General features: G+C 36.7%; 14 protein-coding genes and 1 other RNA gene. 8 read left to right on the top strand and 7 right to left on the bottom strand.

The features are described 5' to 3' along the window. The first annotated feature begins 102 nt into the window (after positions 1-102). Complete coding sequence (locus QNI08_RS02705) at positions 103-429, top strand: YnfA family protein (RefSeq protein ID WP_285765903.1); 327 nt, start codon at positions 103-105, stop codon at positions 427-429. 52 nt (positions 430-481) lie between these two features. Here the strand turns inward: QNI08_RS02705 and QNI08_RS02700 are convergent, their stop codons facing one another. From QNI08_RS02700 to ssrS, 3 genes are all read right to left on the bottom strand, one after another. Then, entirely contained in the window at positions 482-673 is a 192-nt protein-coding gene (locus QNI08_RS02700) for a hypothetical protein (protein WP_285765902.1), read from the bottom strand. A gap of 297 nt (positions 674-970) precedes the next feature. Beyond that, positions 971-2,326: an MFS transporter gene (locus QNI08_RS02695; protein ID WP_285765901.1), complete on the bottom strand. Its 1,356-nt coding sequence runs from the start codon at positions 2,324-2,326 to the stop codon at positions 971-973. A gap of 272 nt (positions 2,327-2,598) precedes the next feature. Beyond that, a non-coding RNA gene (gene ssrS, locus QNI08_RS02690) (6S RNA) lies at positions 2,599-2,786 on the bottom strand. A gap of 197 nt (positions 2,787-2,983) precedes the next feature. On the opposite strand from ssrS, the gene tatA reads away from it, so the two are divergent. Further along, complete coding sequence (tatA, locus tag QNI08_RS02685) at positions 2,984-3,190, top strand: twin-arginine translocase TatA/TatE family subunit (RefSeq protein WP_285765900.1); 207 nt, start codon at positions 2,984-2,986, stop codon at positions 3,188-3,190. Between the two features lie 251 nt (positions 3,191-3,441). On the opposite strand, the gene QNI08_RS02680 is transcribed toward tatA, so the two are convergent. Continuing rightward, positions 3,442-4,740 (bottom strand): globin-coupled sensor protein, encoded by a 1,299-nt coding sequence (locus tag QNI08_RS02680; protein WP_285766318.1) that lies wholly within the window; start codon positions 4,738-4,740, stop codon positions 3,442-3,444. Positions 4,741-5,035: 295 nt separating this feature from the next. Between QNI08_RS02680 and QNI08_RS02675 the strand changes: the two genes are divergently transcribed. After that, a complete protein-coding gene (locus QNI08_RS02675) occupies positions 5,036-6,106 on the top strand; it encodes a DUF3900 domain-containing protein (RefSeq protein WP_285765899.1) in 1,071 nt (356 codons plus the stop codon). Between the two features lie 741 nt (positions 6,107-6,847). On the opposite strand, the gene QNI08_RS02670 is transcribed toward QNI08_RS02675, so the two are convergent. The 3 genes from QNI08_RS02670 to QNI08_RS02660 all read right to left on the bottom strand — a co-directional run bounded on the left by QNI08_RS02670 (position 6,848) and on the right by QNI08_RS02660 (position 11,506). Continuing rightward, the gene (locus QNI08_RS02670) at positions 6,848-7,711 is read right to left on the bottom strand and encodes a hypothetical protein (RefSeq protein ID WP_285765898.1); all 864 of its coding nucleotides are present in this window, start codon (positions 7,709-7,711) and stop codon (positions 6,848-6,850) included. Between the two features lie 526 nt (positions 7,712-8,237). Next, complete coding sequence (locus QNI08_RS02665; protein WP_285765897.1) at positions 8,238-9,803, bottom strand: UvrD-helicase domain-containing protein; 1,566 nt, start codon at positions 9,801-9,803, stop codon at positions 8,238-8,240. Next, complete coding sequence (locus QNI08_RS02660) at positions 9,767-11,506, bottom strand: ATP-dependent nuclease (RefSeq protein ID WP_285765896.1); 1,740 nt, start codon at positions 11,504-11,506, stop codon at positions 9,767-9,769. The genes QNI08_RS02665 and QNI08_RS02660 overlap by 37 nt, the downstream gene beginning before the upstream one ends. Before the next feature lie 291 nt (positions 11,507-11,797). Between QNI08_RS02660 and QNI08_RS02655 the strand changes: the two genes are divergently transcribed. The 5 genes from QNI08_RS02655 to QNI08_RS02635 all read left to right on the top strand — a co-directional run. After that, positions 11,798-11,983: a hypothetical protein gene (locus tag QNI08_RS02655; protein ID WP_285765895.1), complete on the top strand. Its 186-nt coding sequence runs from the start codon at positions 11,798-11,800 to the stop codon at positions 11,981-11,983. A 64-nt stretch (positions 11,984-12,047) separates the two neighbouring features. Then, on the top strand, positions 12,048-12,179 hold the full coding sequence (locus QNI08_RS02650) for a hypothetical protein (RefSeq protein ID WP_285765894.1): 132 nt from the start codon (positions 12,048-12,050) through the stop codon (positions 12,177-12,179). A 720-nt stretch (positions 12,180-12,899) separates the two neighbouring features. Further along, positions 12,900-13,166, top strand: coding sequence for a helix-turn-helix domain-containing protein (locus QNI08_RS02645; RefSeq protein ID WP_285765893.1), 267 nt, complete (start codon positions 12,900-12,902; stop codon positions 13,164-13,166). Then, a complete protein-coding gene (locus QNI08_RS02640) occupies positions 13,153-13,374 on the top strand; it encodes a hypothetical protein (protein ID WP_285765892.1) in 222 nt (73 codons plus the stop codon). Before QNI08_RS02645 ends, QNI08_RS02640 begins: the two co-directional genes overlap by 14 nt. 852 nt (positions 13,375-14,226) lie before the next feature. Then, positions 14,227-14,416: hypothetical protein (locus QNI08_RS02635; protein ID WP_285765891.1), on the top strand; the 190-nt coding region annotated here is incomplete at its 3' end.

The raw sequence follows: 14,416 nt of genomic DNA, 5'->3' as shown, positions 1-14,416 counted from the left end.
ATAGTATTTGATTTAACCTTGTTGCGATCGAGTCTGATCACTTTTTCATAAAGGTCTGATATATATGGTAAAATGTCAACGAGAAAGCGAGGGACTACATATATGTTGGTAACGATCGGAATATTCCTATTAGCAGGACTAGCCGAAATTGGCGGAGGGTATCTTATTTGGCAATGGTTAAGAGAGGGGAAATCCCTTTTCCTCGGATTGATTGGCGGCTTTGGGCTGGTGTTATACGGCATCATCGCCACTTTTCAAACATTCCCTACCTTCGGACGTGTATATGCCGCTTATGGCGGGGTTTTCATTGTCTTGTCGGTATTATGGGGGTGGGGCATCGATAAGAAAACGCCTGATGTGTATGATTGGATTGGAGCTGCCATCTGTTTAGTGGGTGTTTCAGTCATCATCTGGGCTCCCAGGCACTGAAAGTAAATGTGAAAAAGGAACAAAAAAATCCCTCTATTGAGGGATTTTAACTTTATTCATTGAGCATTGCTTCCTTACGCTTTCTTTCCCTTGATTCAGTAATCAAATCATAAGCAAGATAAAGGATGATGGCTCCGCCCAATAATTTAATGTACAACGGTATCTCCGCTACAAAGAAGTAAACGACAGAGAATAATGTCCCGAGCATGCATAACCAAAAAATTAAGTGTTTTAAAATTTTCAACGTGGTGACTCCTCTCAAAAGATGAGATTAATTTCGACTTCCCCATTCAAGGAGGAATTAATTATCTGTAGCCTCATTTTAACATGTATTGCCGAAACATTGGAGCCATACGTATTACGAAATTATGAACAATGCATCTCGTTTCTTTTCCTTCTTCCATTACAGCAAGAGCTCGGAAGATTTGTTCATTGAGAAGCATATTGAGGAATCCTTACTGTAGTAAATGGACTGCCAAAAAGAAGAAAGGCACAAATGATAGCCGGAAATCCAATCATATCATGCCTTTGAAGGTAATTATCAATTCTTCGTTTCCACTTTCATGCCAGCTCTTGGCTTAGAAAGATCACTTTTGTAATAAACCTGTTTCACTGGAACAAAGGATAAAGCGATGGCGGCAATCAGACCAGGAATGGCAAAGGCAATGAAGTTTAATTGAATGGGCAATGAAATGGATAATAAAAAACCGCCAAGTATGGGGCCAAGCATCCCGCCAATCCTTCCGATACCAGAGGCCACGCCAAGTGCCGTCGACCGTATAACGGCTGGGTAGTATTGGGAAACAAAGGCCTGTATAAGGTTCTGGGAACCAACCGTACAAGCTCCGGCAACCGCTACCAATATGTAAATCCAGAACAAGTTGCCTCCCATACCCATTAAAGTCAAACTGATTGCCCCAAGCGCATACATGGGCACGAGCATTCTTTTAAACCCGTATCGATCACACAGCTTAGCAATGATGAGCGTTCCTGCGATGGCCCCACCTTGAAGGACGACTAAGAAACCTAAGCTTGAGTTCAGTGCATATCCTGCCTCAAGCATCAGCTTTGGAAGCCATGTATTCAACCCGAATATCATCAACAGGCACATAAAATAGGCAGTCCAAAACATCAGCGTGCTAAAAGTGCGGGATTCCTTAAACAACCCAATGATTGGTATGGTTACATCCTTTTTTTCCAAATCTAAAATATCGTCTTCCAAATTAAAATTGTTTGCTGGATCGACCCTATTCAATATATTGAGCAATTCCTCTTTTCTATTAACCCTGATAAGATGCGCCGTAGCCTCCGGCAATCGCTTCAGCAAAATAGGTATAAATAACAATGGTATGCCCGCAAACCAGAAAATGGATTCCCAACCTACTGAGGGTATAAGGACAATTCCAAGGATCGGAGCAAGCATTCCTCCCACAGAATAACCGCATAAAACGATTGAAACGACCATGCTCCTCATCCTATTCGGGGAATAATCCGTCAATAAAGCAATCACGTTTGGCATGACGCCCCCAAGACCCAAGCCCGCTAAAAACCGAAAAGTCGAAAACATCGAAGGCGTATCTACAAAACCACATAACAATGTAAATAAACTAAATAAAATCAATGAGATGGCAATCACTTTCTTCCTGCCAATCCGATCCGCCAATACGCCAAAGAAAATTGCCCCAAACATCATGCCAAACAAACCGTAGCTTCCCATGGCTCCCGCCTCGACTGAAGTGAGGTTCCACTCATCGGTCAATATCGGAACGACGGTCCCATAAATGACAAGATCGTAGCCATCAAAAAGGATAATGACGAAGCACCATGCAAGTAAACTGAAATGAAAGCGGTTAAATCGACTGTTGCCTATTACCTCTGCCGTGTTGATTTTAGCCATTAAACTAACTCCCTCCATGATTCCCAATACCTCACCAAAATGATAACGCTTACTTTTATGAACAAAGCTCCCCACTACTTTTTTTATACAAATAGTGAACTAAGTTATCTAATTATATTATAATATCTATTTGTCTGATAATTCAATAAGTTTTTTCGCTATCTTTCAATCATTACAAAAATCATTCATTTGGATGCTTCCTTCACTAGTCACCGCTGTTTTGAACACAACAAAAAACCAGTTCCTAATGGGAACTGGTTTTCAATTTAAAATGGGAAGCCGCCATTGCCGTATTCAAGTAAGAAAGTTTTAAACCACCACTCCTCAAAGTGGGTGTTTGCAGAAACAATCCTGTTGTCCAAGTCAGTGACGAGGCATAACATTCCTGTTTCGATGTAAAACTCCCTATTACAGCTTAAAGGTTAAAACTTAATTATCATTACGAACAACGCAGCTTGTATAGTTATAATACATAATTTCCTTCAACCTTGCAAGTTATTTCAATCCTCTGAAAGAAATTAGCCACCAGTCACAAAGGGAGAATATCGGAAGCTTAATCCGAACGGTTGAATCTTTACAATAAATAGTAAATAACCTTTGCAATTACATATCAGGGGTCTATAATATTAACTAACAGATTCGATTGGAGTGAATTTCATGCTTTCAAACATTGGTTTTCCCGGTTTAATCTTGATCCTTCTATTGGCTTTGATCGTTTTTGGACCGAATAAACTACCGCAAATTGGACGAGCAGTCGGTACCTCTCTCAGGGAGTTCAAGGATGCAACAAAGGGAATTACGGAAGAAATTCAAGAGGAATTCAAAGAGGATGTCAAAACGGCCAGGAAAGAATCGGCAAAATGAAAAAGACGCCTGCACGCAGCAGGCGTCTTTGATGCGTTTGAGGCGTAGAACCGTCAGGCCACATCCCGACGTTTAGCTAATTGCTTGTTCTGCGGCTTACACAAATTAGCTCATCGCTTTATTAATATAACATTAACCCCTGCTGTTATCAAGTGTTTTTTGCCAATCGTGTTTTAATAAATGGGGTTTATGAATATTCTAGCGAGGTAATTTTTGAAATATAGATTATACTAACTCCCCGCTTGACAGCATTACAGGTTCAGTGTCATTTGCGTCAATTGATCTGAGGAAACGGCAACTTGATTGAACGCTTCGTTAATGTCATCGAATATTGCATTCAGCTCTGTCATTTCCTTGGCGATTTTAATATTTTGCTCTTTTACTGAGAGCATGGCCTTGGCGATATCTGTAAAAAACAGCCCCGTTTCCTTACCTTGCTTCGTGCCTTCGGTGATTTCCCCGCTCACCATTGAAATCGATGTATTCATTACATCGGTAAAATGAGCGATGCCGCTAACCAATTTCACGACCTCCGAGACCGAATCCTTGGTATTTTCCGAGAGCTTCCTCACCTCACCCGCTACAACCGCAAAACCTTTACCATTTTCACCTGCCCTTGCCGCTTCAATGGCTGCGTTAAGCGCCAACAAATTCGTTTGTTCCGCAATGGAGGTTATGATCGTGACGATTCGCTCGATTTCCTTGGATGTTTTCGATAGCTGCCCCATATCCTTTGCTATGATTACCATCTGCTCCTGCGTATGCACCAATCTTTTCTCTAGTCCTTGTAACAACTTCACTCCTTCATTCGATTTCCCTTCTGCCTGAATCGCAATGTCCGACCCTTTTTCGGTGAAACCATGAATTTCACAAACCTTATTTGCCATCAATTGTGTCGCCGAGCTCGTCTCTTCGCTGATCGCGGCCAGTTCTTCTGCATTATGACTGACCTGCAGCTTAATCGTTTCCTTTGTTTGCTGGTTTTCTTGACGAATTTTCTCATTTTCAAGCTCATACGCTTCTAAAACGATTTGCTGCTCTAAGTTGAAGATTTTTGTGACAGCCAGGATGCCATTCTGATATTGCTCCATATCTTTTATGTTGGAAAGCACATGAATGATCAATGATTGCAGCAAATCTTGGAATGCGCTCATATACCATTTTGGCTGCAGCCCGATGCGAACATGCACATGGGCAATCACATAGCGCTGTTTGATATAGTCATCATTGATCATGCCGCTGAACATTTCGAACATGTGACGATGCAGGGTCTTTTTCAGTCTTTCAACGGAACTGTTATCAGATATGATTTTCTTTAATGAAGGTTCATTTTCCAAATTTTTATAAAAATTATCGACAATTTCGGTCAAATGACCTTTTACTTCCTCCTTCATGGAACGAATGATACATAAGTCCGTAATCGTAAGATGAATCATGTCCACTTGCGTCAATACACCCGGATATTCGGTAATGTGAATTCCAACTTGGTCCTTATATTGTAAATAATCTATCGTCTCAATTCTTTGCCTATTTCTCCATCTCGTTTTCATCAATGAATTGCCCCTCCAATTTTTCTACCACTAATTATTATTTCGACATAGTGCCTACTAATCTTAAATGCCTTTCATCAATCTTCCTATAAATAAGTACTTTCAACCCAAATCTAAGAACCTTGCACCCCGCTGTGATGGAAGGGGAAGTGTACTTGTGGAATGCGATGACAAAAGAAGATAGCCGAGCGTTGAAGAACTTTAGGATATTGACGCAAGCACCGTACATCTCTATACTTATTACGTCATAAGAAAAGTACGGACGTATATATACTAATTGGAAAAGGTGACAAGCATGGATTTTACGATTACCTATCTGTCTTTTTATTTAGTTCAAGTCGAAGGAAAGGGCGATCAAGCCGATAAACGTTTTAAACATTTTCAAACGCTTGATACGGCAGAATACGAAGAAAGCCCGCTTAAGGATTTCCTGGATGGGGAATTGATGAAAATCTCTAAACGAAAAGTGGACCGTCATCCAAAAACGGAACAAGTACCGACGAAAATCGGCACCTTCATTGTCGAGGAAGGGCATGCACTTGATTCAAACCCTAATTACAATGCATTTAGCCGTGTTCGCTATGCCAAAACAAAAGAAGAATTCCAGGCGGAAAATGAACAATTCACACGCTCTTATATCGATACGAGTGCCGTCCGCGGCGGTGTTTTCCTCATCGCTTCAGCCAGATTAACGAAGTATTTCGATGAACCCTTCGTTTTCTTGCTTAAATGTGATTTCGAGCCAAAGGTCGCTTCGATTTCGGACGAACGCACCTTGATCAGGCACGTCGAAATGGCCATCACCACTAAAAATATGAAATCGATTCAATACCCCTACATGCCCGAAGAAGGAATGGTCGAAGAAGCCGAGCTGAAAATCCACCAGGCCTCACATGCCCGCTACTTCGAGGACTTCCTGAAATTCGTCGAATATGGCGAATCGATGCCGGAAATCATGAAAAACCAGGTCATCCACATGGTCCATGAACATGTGTCCGCTCAATTCGAAGAAAACAGTGACGAACTGCATAAATTCGAACAAGACCTCGAAATCTGGGAAACGAGTGAAAAGCGGGAAATCCAGGAACGCCTTGAAACCCACCAGGTCGTCGAAGCCACTGCCCAGATTGTCGAGCATACACCTGAAGCCGAACTGCGCATGAAGCTTGGCAGCACGTCCATCAAAGGACTGTTAGCCGATTTCGGCGATAGCATCCACTTAGGAAAGATTAATGGGAAGTATGTATTAATGATAGAATCTGATACGATAGAGTTCGATAAAGGTGTCTCGCCGATTGAATTTCATCGGCCGGATGATTTGATGGAGATTGTGGAGCGGATTAGTAAGAAAAGTGTTGGGGAGTAAACAAGGATATTTCGCATTAATTACAATTTAGTGACCAAATTAGTGACCGCACATATGAGTTAAAAAGCTTGATATTACGGGATTTATTACCCCTTTAGTGACCGATTTAGTGACCAAAAAATTATACTCTTTAGTTTGTGTAAGGTTTCCTTAATTTCATAAATTTTTCACCTAAAACAAGCCAGTGACTATGAAACTCACTGGCTTGTTTTATAAGTATATATATTACTATGTTATTTATATTCCATCTTAGTTTTTGAAGTACAATATCTTTAGTTTGGAAACAACTATTAACTCTCCATATATAAATACCATTTAACAAAAAAGGAGACACTCGTATATAAGCGTTTCCTTTTAATATTTATTGAGGACCACTATTTTGAGTCGTGCGTGTCTGCCAATTCCGCCACATCGTTGGTATATCAATGTTTACAGTAGTTTTAGTCAATGCTAATTATCTAATTGTCCATACGATTATTAAAAACCTTTGATATGAAGTTAATCAAAATCCCGAACTAATGTCAATAATCAGTATTATATATCAACCTTTTTCTTGAAAGACTTGCAGGATAGATTTGAACTCCCGACCGAGCCTTAGAAGGGCGTTACTCTATCCAGCTGAGCTACCTTATATACCGCTGTTTTCTTCCGTTCAGTGTTACGGTCACTTTTCGAACTTAGACCGATTTATTACCATTAGAATCAATTCACCTCAAATGAACAAATCATAATTTAAGAAGACTAACCGAGAGAATAAAATGCAGCTAAGGATAACAAAGTCATTCTATTTATCTTTAAGCTTTCACTATCATAAACTATAACTTCAAATCTACCTGAAATTCTATTTTTTCTTATTTCACCTAGAGCAGCAAATGGAACGTTCTCATATTCTTCATAATACCTTTTGATGTGATGAAAATACCCTGGGGCATCCGGGCTGTTAGCTGTAAAAGCTTCTTCAAATTTCACATCAACCAATATATTCTGATAAATCATTGTGATTGCGAACTTTCCATTTTCAAGGCTTACTGTGTTTAGGAAACCATAAACAGTTTTGGTTTTGTTTAAGTCTGTATCGTTTAATCTATCAGCTGTTTTGCTGCTTCCCAATCTTGGTTTGATTTTATCGTCAACTTTCGAAACTGTACTTTCCTCACTTAAATCAAGTACTATCTTAATTTCAGGCTTTGGATTAGTTTCAATAGTTGTTTCTTTTTTTGGTTTATTTCTTCTTTCTTTTCGTCTTTTCTCTTTTTCTTCCTCTGTCATCGATAGCAAGTCAAATGCTCTATCCAAAGAATCATATTTTTGTTTCTTTGTTAAAACACCAAATACTTCCCCTTCTTTATACGAACCGGATTTACTTTTTACATTAGCAGTAAAATAAACACAATCGGTTGAATGTTGTTCATTTCTCCAGTTCCTGAAATAGCCACGATTTAATTTACTATCATATACATAACTCATTTTCGCCTCACACCCTATAAAAGTGCAATACAAATTCCCTCTGTACTTTTCCTCGTAATCTTTTGTTGTTATTGATTCTATACTGATTTTCACATCATTATTATCAGAACTATAAATAACTTCATCAACGCTAGCCATAACTCTCCCCCTCATCCCCCGATTATATAGGTAAAAAGATTCGTTTAATTACAAATATATCTAAAAATATAGGTCTATTTTATACATGTATATATATTTTTGTCAAAATTCAGATAAATTTATCATTTTAAATATAAATTATTAATTAAAAAAATCGAGATTTTATTAATTCAGTAAAAAACAAAAGACAGTGAGCTTTTTCTTCCCCACTGTCAAAGAAATTTAATCTTTTTATAATAATTACGTGCTCAGCGGTTTTGAAGACGGGCACCAGCACCCCAATCAGCCACTGCTAAATGTTGATATATCAATATTTTATTCGTACTACTCCGACTGTTTTTCACCTAACATTCGTACGCTTAAATATCGGTTCACACGGTTAATATAAACCTAACCCAAATGGAAATATAACCTACCTTACCCTTTTTATAATTTGAGTAACTGCTAAATAATTTAACATACGCATTAATTTTATTGACAAATGATACATTCATCAACCATACCCAATAAGGGTACTCAAGTTCATTTATCCCATAATCTTAATAACTTTTGAAATTTCAATTTCAAGCCCTAATTTCAGAGTTTCTGAAATTGCATTATCGATATTAGCTTTATATCTGTCCATAAAGCCTTCTTTAGCAATTATTAATAATCTTTCTTCTGGTCTAGAAATTGCAACATAATGCAAAAAATTCATTCCATCTTTCGTCATATCATAATCCTGAGCATTTATTATTACTTGCTCAAACTCAAGCCCTTTGGATGAATGAATTGTGCCAGAAGTTAATTTGTAACGGTCTTGGTTGTATGTAGGTATGTATTTCTCATCATTTACTACTTCATATAATTTACCTATCTCTTTCTTAATTTTATCCAAGTCTTCACTGTACCCAAGGTAATCGTACAATTTTATACAGTTTTCTTCATATAGGTAACGGTCATACTGCGAATCCTTAATTTTTATTAGCATTTTCTTAATATCAGAAATTCTATAGGCTTCCGGCATTGGTATTTCGTCTATAAAATCATACTCACTATACCTATGTTGCATAGAATACTGTGCTATAGCTCTAGCTATCCATATATGCTCACTTTCTATATTAGAATAGTCTAAAGGAGAACCAGGTATAAAAACGAAAGGCATGCCTACTTTCTTTAATTGCTCACTCCAGGACTCTGAGGAATCATTACTAAAGTTTAAAAAGGCACAATTCTTTTTAACATCAATCCATTCATTTATATAGCTAATTGCTTCGGTATCAATATTGTATTTATAGACAATTACTTCATCATTAAATTCAGTTGGTTGGAAATGTTTTCTCACACTCTTCATAAATATATTAGAGTAATTTTGGATAACTTGGTTTGACCGAAAGTTATGCCATAATTCAAAGTTTTTAAATGTTTGTAGTGTAGATAACCCGGTGAATCCATCGCTATATGCCCCTCGCCAGCCATATATAGACTGTTTAGAATCCCCAACAACAAACAGAGGAATATCGAGCTCATCGCATAGATACATAAAGAAGTTGTGCATATCAACGTCACTATCTTGATACTCATCAATATAAATTCTATAATACTTTGCTTTCATATATCTCCTACAAGAGTGAGAACCCTTTAGAATGCTTAGAGCCAATTCGAATGCAAAATTCCTTTTTCTGTTTTTATACTTACACATCAATTGCGTCTTCCTAATCTTCTCAATACCTTCATTAAAATTTCTAACCTGATTAACATCACTAAAGTCTGGTTTGATTTCCATTTTGAAATATTTACCATACACATCGTACATAAACGGTTGAATTATCTCTAACCAAATAAAATTATCATTTGTCCCAACAAATCCCTCACCCTTATTTGGACCCAGCCGTTTAACTATTTCTTTGGCTGCCTTTCTAGTAAAAGTAACAGCAGCAAATGTCTGATAGTTGCTACTCCCCTCTGCATCTTTAATTATACGTTGGATAGTAGTATATGTTTTCCCTGTTCCTGCACTAGCACTTATTACAATATTGCCACTAGCTGTCAGAATTTCTTCCCGTATATTTTTATCTACTGGCAACATAAGTCCACCAACACTTTCAAACACTCAAATCTCTCATGTTTAAATATTTTGTCTACTTCTTCTTCAGTAATTCTTTTACTTAATTCAATCATGTTAATAAGTTTTGCACTTTGTAAGTAGTCAACACCACTTTTGGAACTATTCATCTCAATAGCTAAGTTATCCATAATATCTGGAATAACTTCATACAAATCATTTTCTAAATCTACCTTAGACAAGTAGATATTTTTACTTTTTAATGAGTTTATAGTTTTAGGTAATTTACTAAAGACAATATTTTTTAATTCAACTACATAATCAGGTTCATCTTCATATCTTTTAGGGTCAACTTTACTCATGTTTGTCTTTGTCTCAGCTCCCATAAGCCTTAGGCATCTATTTACACCTAAAAGATTACACTCTTCCCCTTTTACTTTCTTAAGGTCATTATCAGTTTTTACTATCACCTTTATACCCAGGGCAGATAATACAGAATAGTATTCACTAAAATTAATACCATCGACTTCTAGAATATAACCACCAAAACTCTCATAACGTTCGCACTTATCTTTTATTATACGTTCAAACAGTATTTTCTCTGATGGTCCCTCGACAAGCAAAACAACATCTGCATAGATAGCTTCAGCTAAATTTTGATTTAACTTTTGTTTTAATGTCATATATTCATCTGGTACTCTATAAAAGTAAGATTTACCTACCACTTTATTCCCTTTAAATAGCTTGATTAGATTAACATCATCCATTTGGCTTACAATTAGGGAAGAATGAGTTGTCATAAACAAATATTTAAATATTTCATCTGAGAAAATTTGGTAAGACAAGGCAATCTGCATTGACCTATGTAAATGATTCTCTAATTCTTCTATAAGGAAAATGTTGATTTTCCTTTCTTCTAATCTACGATTTTCAAGAGTAAGAAGTGTATACGCTAGAATCTTTTTTCTACCATCTCCAGATGTTGGATAATTCTCTGATTTTTCATCTAATATGTATGGTGTGAGTTTACTATGAATATTGCTTATTTCAATCTCGGATTGTATAGAAACCTTAAAGTTTTTTTCATCCTTAAATTTCTTATACTCTTCTTCCAAATCTTTCTCAAAAGTTTTAATCGTACCCAGATTACCCACTGTTTTATTAAGATTCTTAATATTGTCACTAAGAACTTTTCTTTCCTTTTCACTTAAGGTAGACTCACCCTTAAGTATTTCTTTTGTATATCTTTTGAAAGTATTTTCTAATTGAATCGATGAATCAATATAAACTACATTAAAGTATTTATCTAGCTCAAAATACGATTGACTGCTTGGAATTTCCTCTAAATCTTCTAAATCTACTCCCCAATATAGATTAGGTTCTCCTATAAGAGAATCGCTATCGTATTTAGATTTAAGTTGAATGTATATCTCTTTAGCATCCGATGTAATAGCACCGCTCATCATCGTATAAATTTTCTTATTATCATCATTATCTTCATTATCAGCAATATCAATCTTGAGAGTTATAATAATTTCGCTACTTGTGTCTTTATTGTAGAAATCCGAATCCACAAAGCCATTTCTCCTAAAATTTCTATCCAGCAGGAAACGTAAAGCAGCTAGAAAATTACTCTTACCAATATCATTTAGTCCAAATACAATATTACGATTAGTTAAATCTAAATCTACAATTTCAAAGTTCCTGAAATTTGTTAAAGTTAGATGTTTGAAAATCATATTTTCTCCCATACCCTTCTCTTTTGGCAAAGACCTTAGTTAAGCTCTAAATCTGTACCTCCGATTTTTCTATACAGGTAAATCATACCATAAAACTTGATAACTTAAATTCCATTTTTAAGAGAGAGAAGTAATACCGGTTCGAAAAGTATACCTAAACAAAAAAGTTATTTATAATCAGAAAAAAATTATGTTCTATCCGTAAAGTCAAGTCGTTCCCGACTTTATATAAGCTGCTCCAATTCTACCATCTCCGGAGTTGCTTCTTTTACAAATATAATCCTAGAAAGGAATGACACATAAATGATTAGTGAACAAGGCCTTGAAAGTAACCAATTCAAAGAAGGAGGAATTATTAACTTGCATTTGCTGCCGCTTCATCACCAATTACGAGTGAAACGTTTGTATGACGGATTAACACAAGGTCAGCTAGTGGCGTTAATAGGGTTCTCGCATGTCCTTCGTTATTCACTTATTGAAAATGGTTAAGCCTAATTCCGGCTCATCTCATCCAAATAGTAGAAAAATACCTTTATGGAAAGGAGGATTGGACTTGGCAAGAAATGAAATACAGAAAGAAATAGACAATATCCCGGGTTGTGTTGAGGAATTAACGCAGAAAATTCAACAATTAGAAGCAGAAAACAATATAGCTTCAACATTAACTAGCTCAAACAGTGAATAAATATTTAGTAAGTGCAAGGCGTGATGATACCCACATCATACCCGCTCACTACATGCACTAGATATAACAACCTAACTAAAATGAGGTTTTTGCTTTGAAAGCTTACTAATACTAACCTCATATCCGTGGAATTAGCACATAGAAAACCAGAATTAGTCCCTTTCGTGACCCTAATTAAATAAAGTGTAACTGCACTAGATGTTTTTTTTCTTCTAAGGGTGCAAAAAGGACTAAATTGAGAAGGAATCATCAATGGATAGAGTAACACTGAAGGTAGGAGTTGTTTACGGCCCGGAAATAGCCATTCTGTGTCCTCTAGGGTCTTTATTTAAGCTTGGATTTCATGTTGAATGCTGGTTATATTAACAGTCCTTGCTTTCTTCCCTCTTGAATGATATCTTCTTTTTCCTCTTAACATCTTCCTCTTTCCCTTTTCCCTTTTGAGTCAATAAAATCAATTAAATAAATGTACGATTTTTTATCAAATTTTTATTTATATATCAAAATGGGGAAAAACCTAATGAATTAACAAAAATGATTGTAAGTTTGTTTTGTTAATTTCATACATAAAAAATAACATAATTTATGTAAAAAACTGTTGCAGAACCCTTGTTAAAGGGTTACTTTACATCTAGAAGTTAAGCTCGTCCCTTGACTTTCATATATGCCGCTCGTACTTGGAGCGGCTCATACAAATAATCCTAGAAAGGGATGGAATATATGAATCTTAATCAAACAGCATTTGAAAATGTGGATTACAAAAAAGAAGGAGCAATCATTAATCTTCACTTATTGCCAATCAATAGGGCATTGGTAGTGCGCCGGGCGTTTGACGGATTGAGTCAGATGGAATTAGCAGCACAATTAGGAATTGGACAAACAGTTCTTTCTCGTATTGAGCAAGGAAAACTTGCTATAGGGGAACGCCTTCTCACACTCGTGAAGAAATATGTGTATATGGAGGAATTTGAACATGATGGACTATAAACAAGTTATCAAAAAGTTAGAAGATGAAAACAGCCGCATAAACACAAGTGAAGGGCAAAAGGAAGCAAATGAGTTTCGTATAAAGTGGATTAAGGAATTACATGAGGAAAAACCGCCTTATACTCCCTCTAAATTCACTGATATTGTTATGGAAAGGATGTTCGACAGGTCTTACTCATGTACGCCTAACCGTGTTCTTAACTCATAGCGGAACAGTTTATGCCGCGAAAGCTGATTTACTTTGGGAAGTCCCCTTTGGTATGCTTACCCGTAGCGTAGCGAAAGGGGCAGCGGAAAATGCCTTTTCTTTCCGTTAAGCATGGGTTTCCAAAGGAGGACAGGGCCCCGAAGTCAATTAGACCGTGGAATAAATAGTGAAGCGAACAACGGAAAGGAAGCAGAGTGACTACTATCATTTAGTGAGTTCTTTTTATAGACAGCTAACTAGATAAGGGGCATTAGCCGAAGGCAAGCTAAGTCATTGAATAGGGGGTGGGCTTCGAAAGATTGGCACCAAATCCATACACACATACCTTGTGGGTTCAAAATGAGAGTACAAAATTGCACCTATAGCATAATTTATGCTCGTCGTTGTTTTATTTTTAACGCTACTTTATTCGACATCACCGGAAAATATCTATTTCTCCCGTATTAATATAAGGAACGGCTAAAACTCCTTAAACTTCAGTATATTAGCTGCAGGCCACAAACGTTGGTATAATAGTATTTTCTCTTCCAAAGGATATTACACCCACTTTGAAGAAACTAGAATAGTTTATTTCTGTAAAGGCTTGCTTGAATTTGTTTCTACATAGCCTATCAAAGATTCCGGCTCTTCGTGTATGATAGTCTGTATAAGGGGACTATTAGTTATTCAAAAATCACCTTCAATTTATCTCTAATTATATAAAGATGATAGCTAACTCTTTACTTGGATTCAAAACAAGGTTCTAGATAGTATGGAGTAACAACCCAACTCGAAACGGTGTTTTTATTTATTTAATATTATATAGACCCCGATTTAAGTTGGGTTATTACATTACATAGGAGGACTAAAAGAATGGATAGCTTATATATAGAAAACGACACCCACCTGGATAGGGTGCTCGCTACATTAACAGGCAGAGAAAAGCGGACTGGCATACAAATACAAGAAGGATTAAAAGTAATCTGGAGTAAAGCTGAATTACTCGACTTCAGTGAATGGGCTGAAAACACTTATACTAGCTGGAGTAAAGCTCAAAAGGAGG

This window comes from Peribacillus folii (assembly GCF_030271255.1).
Classification (GTDB): Bacteria; Bacillota; Bacilli; order Bacillales; family DSM-1321; genus Peribacillus.
The sequence above is the reverse complement of the archived record's forward strand: the minus strand, read 5'-3'. Positions and strand labels throughout refer to the sequence as shown.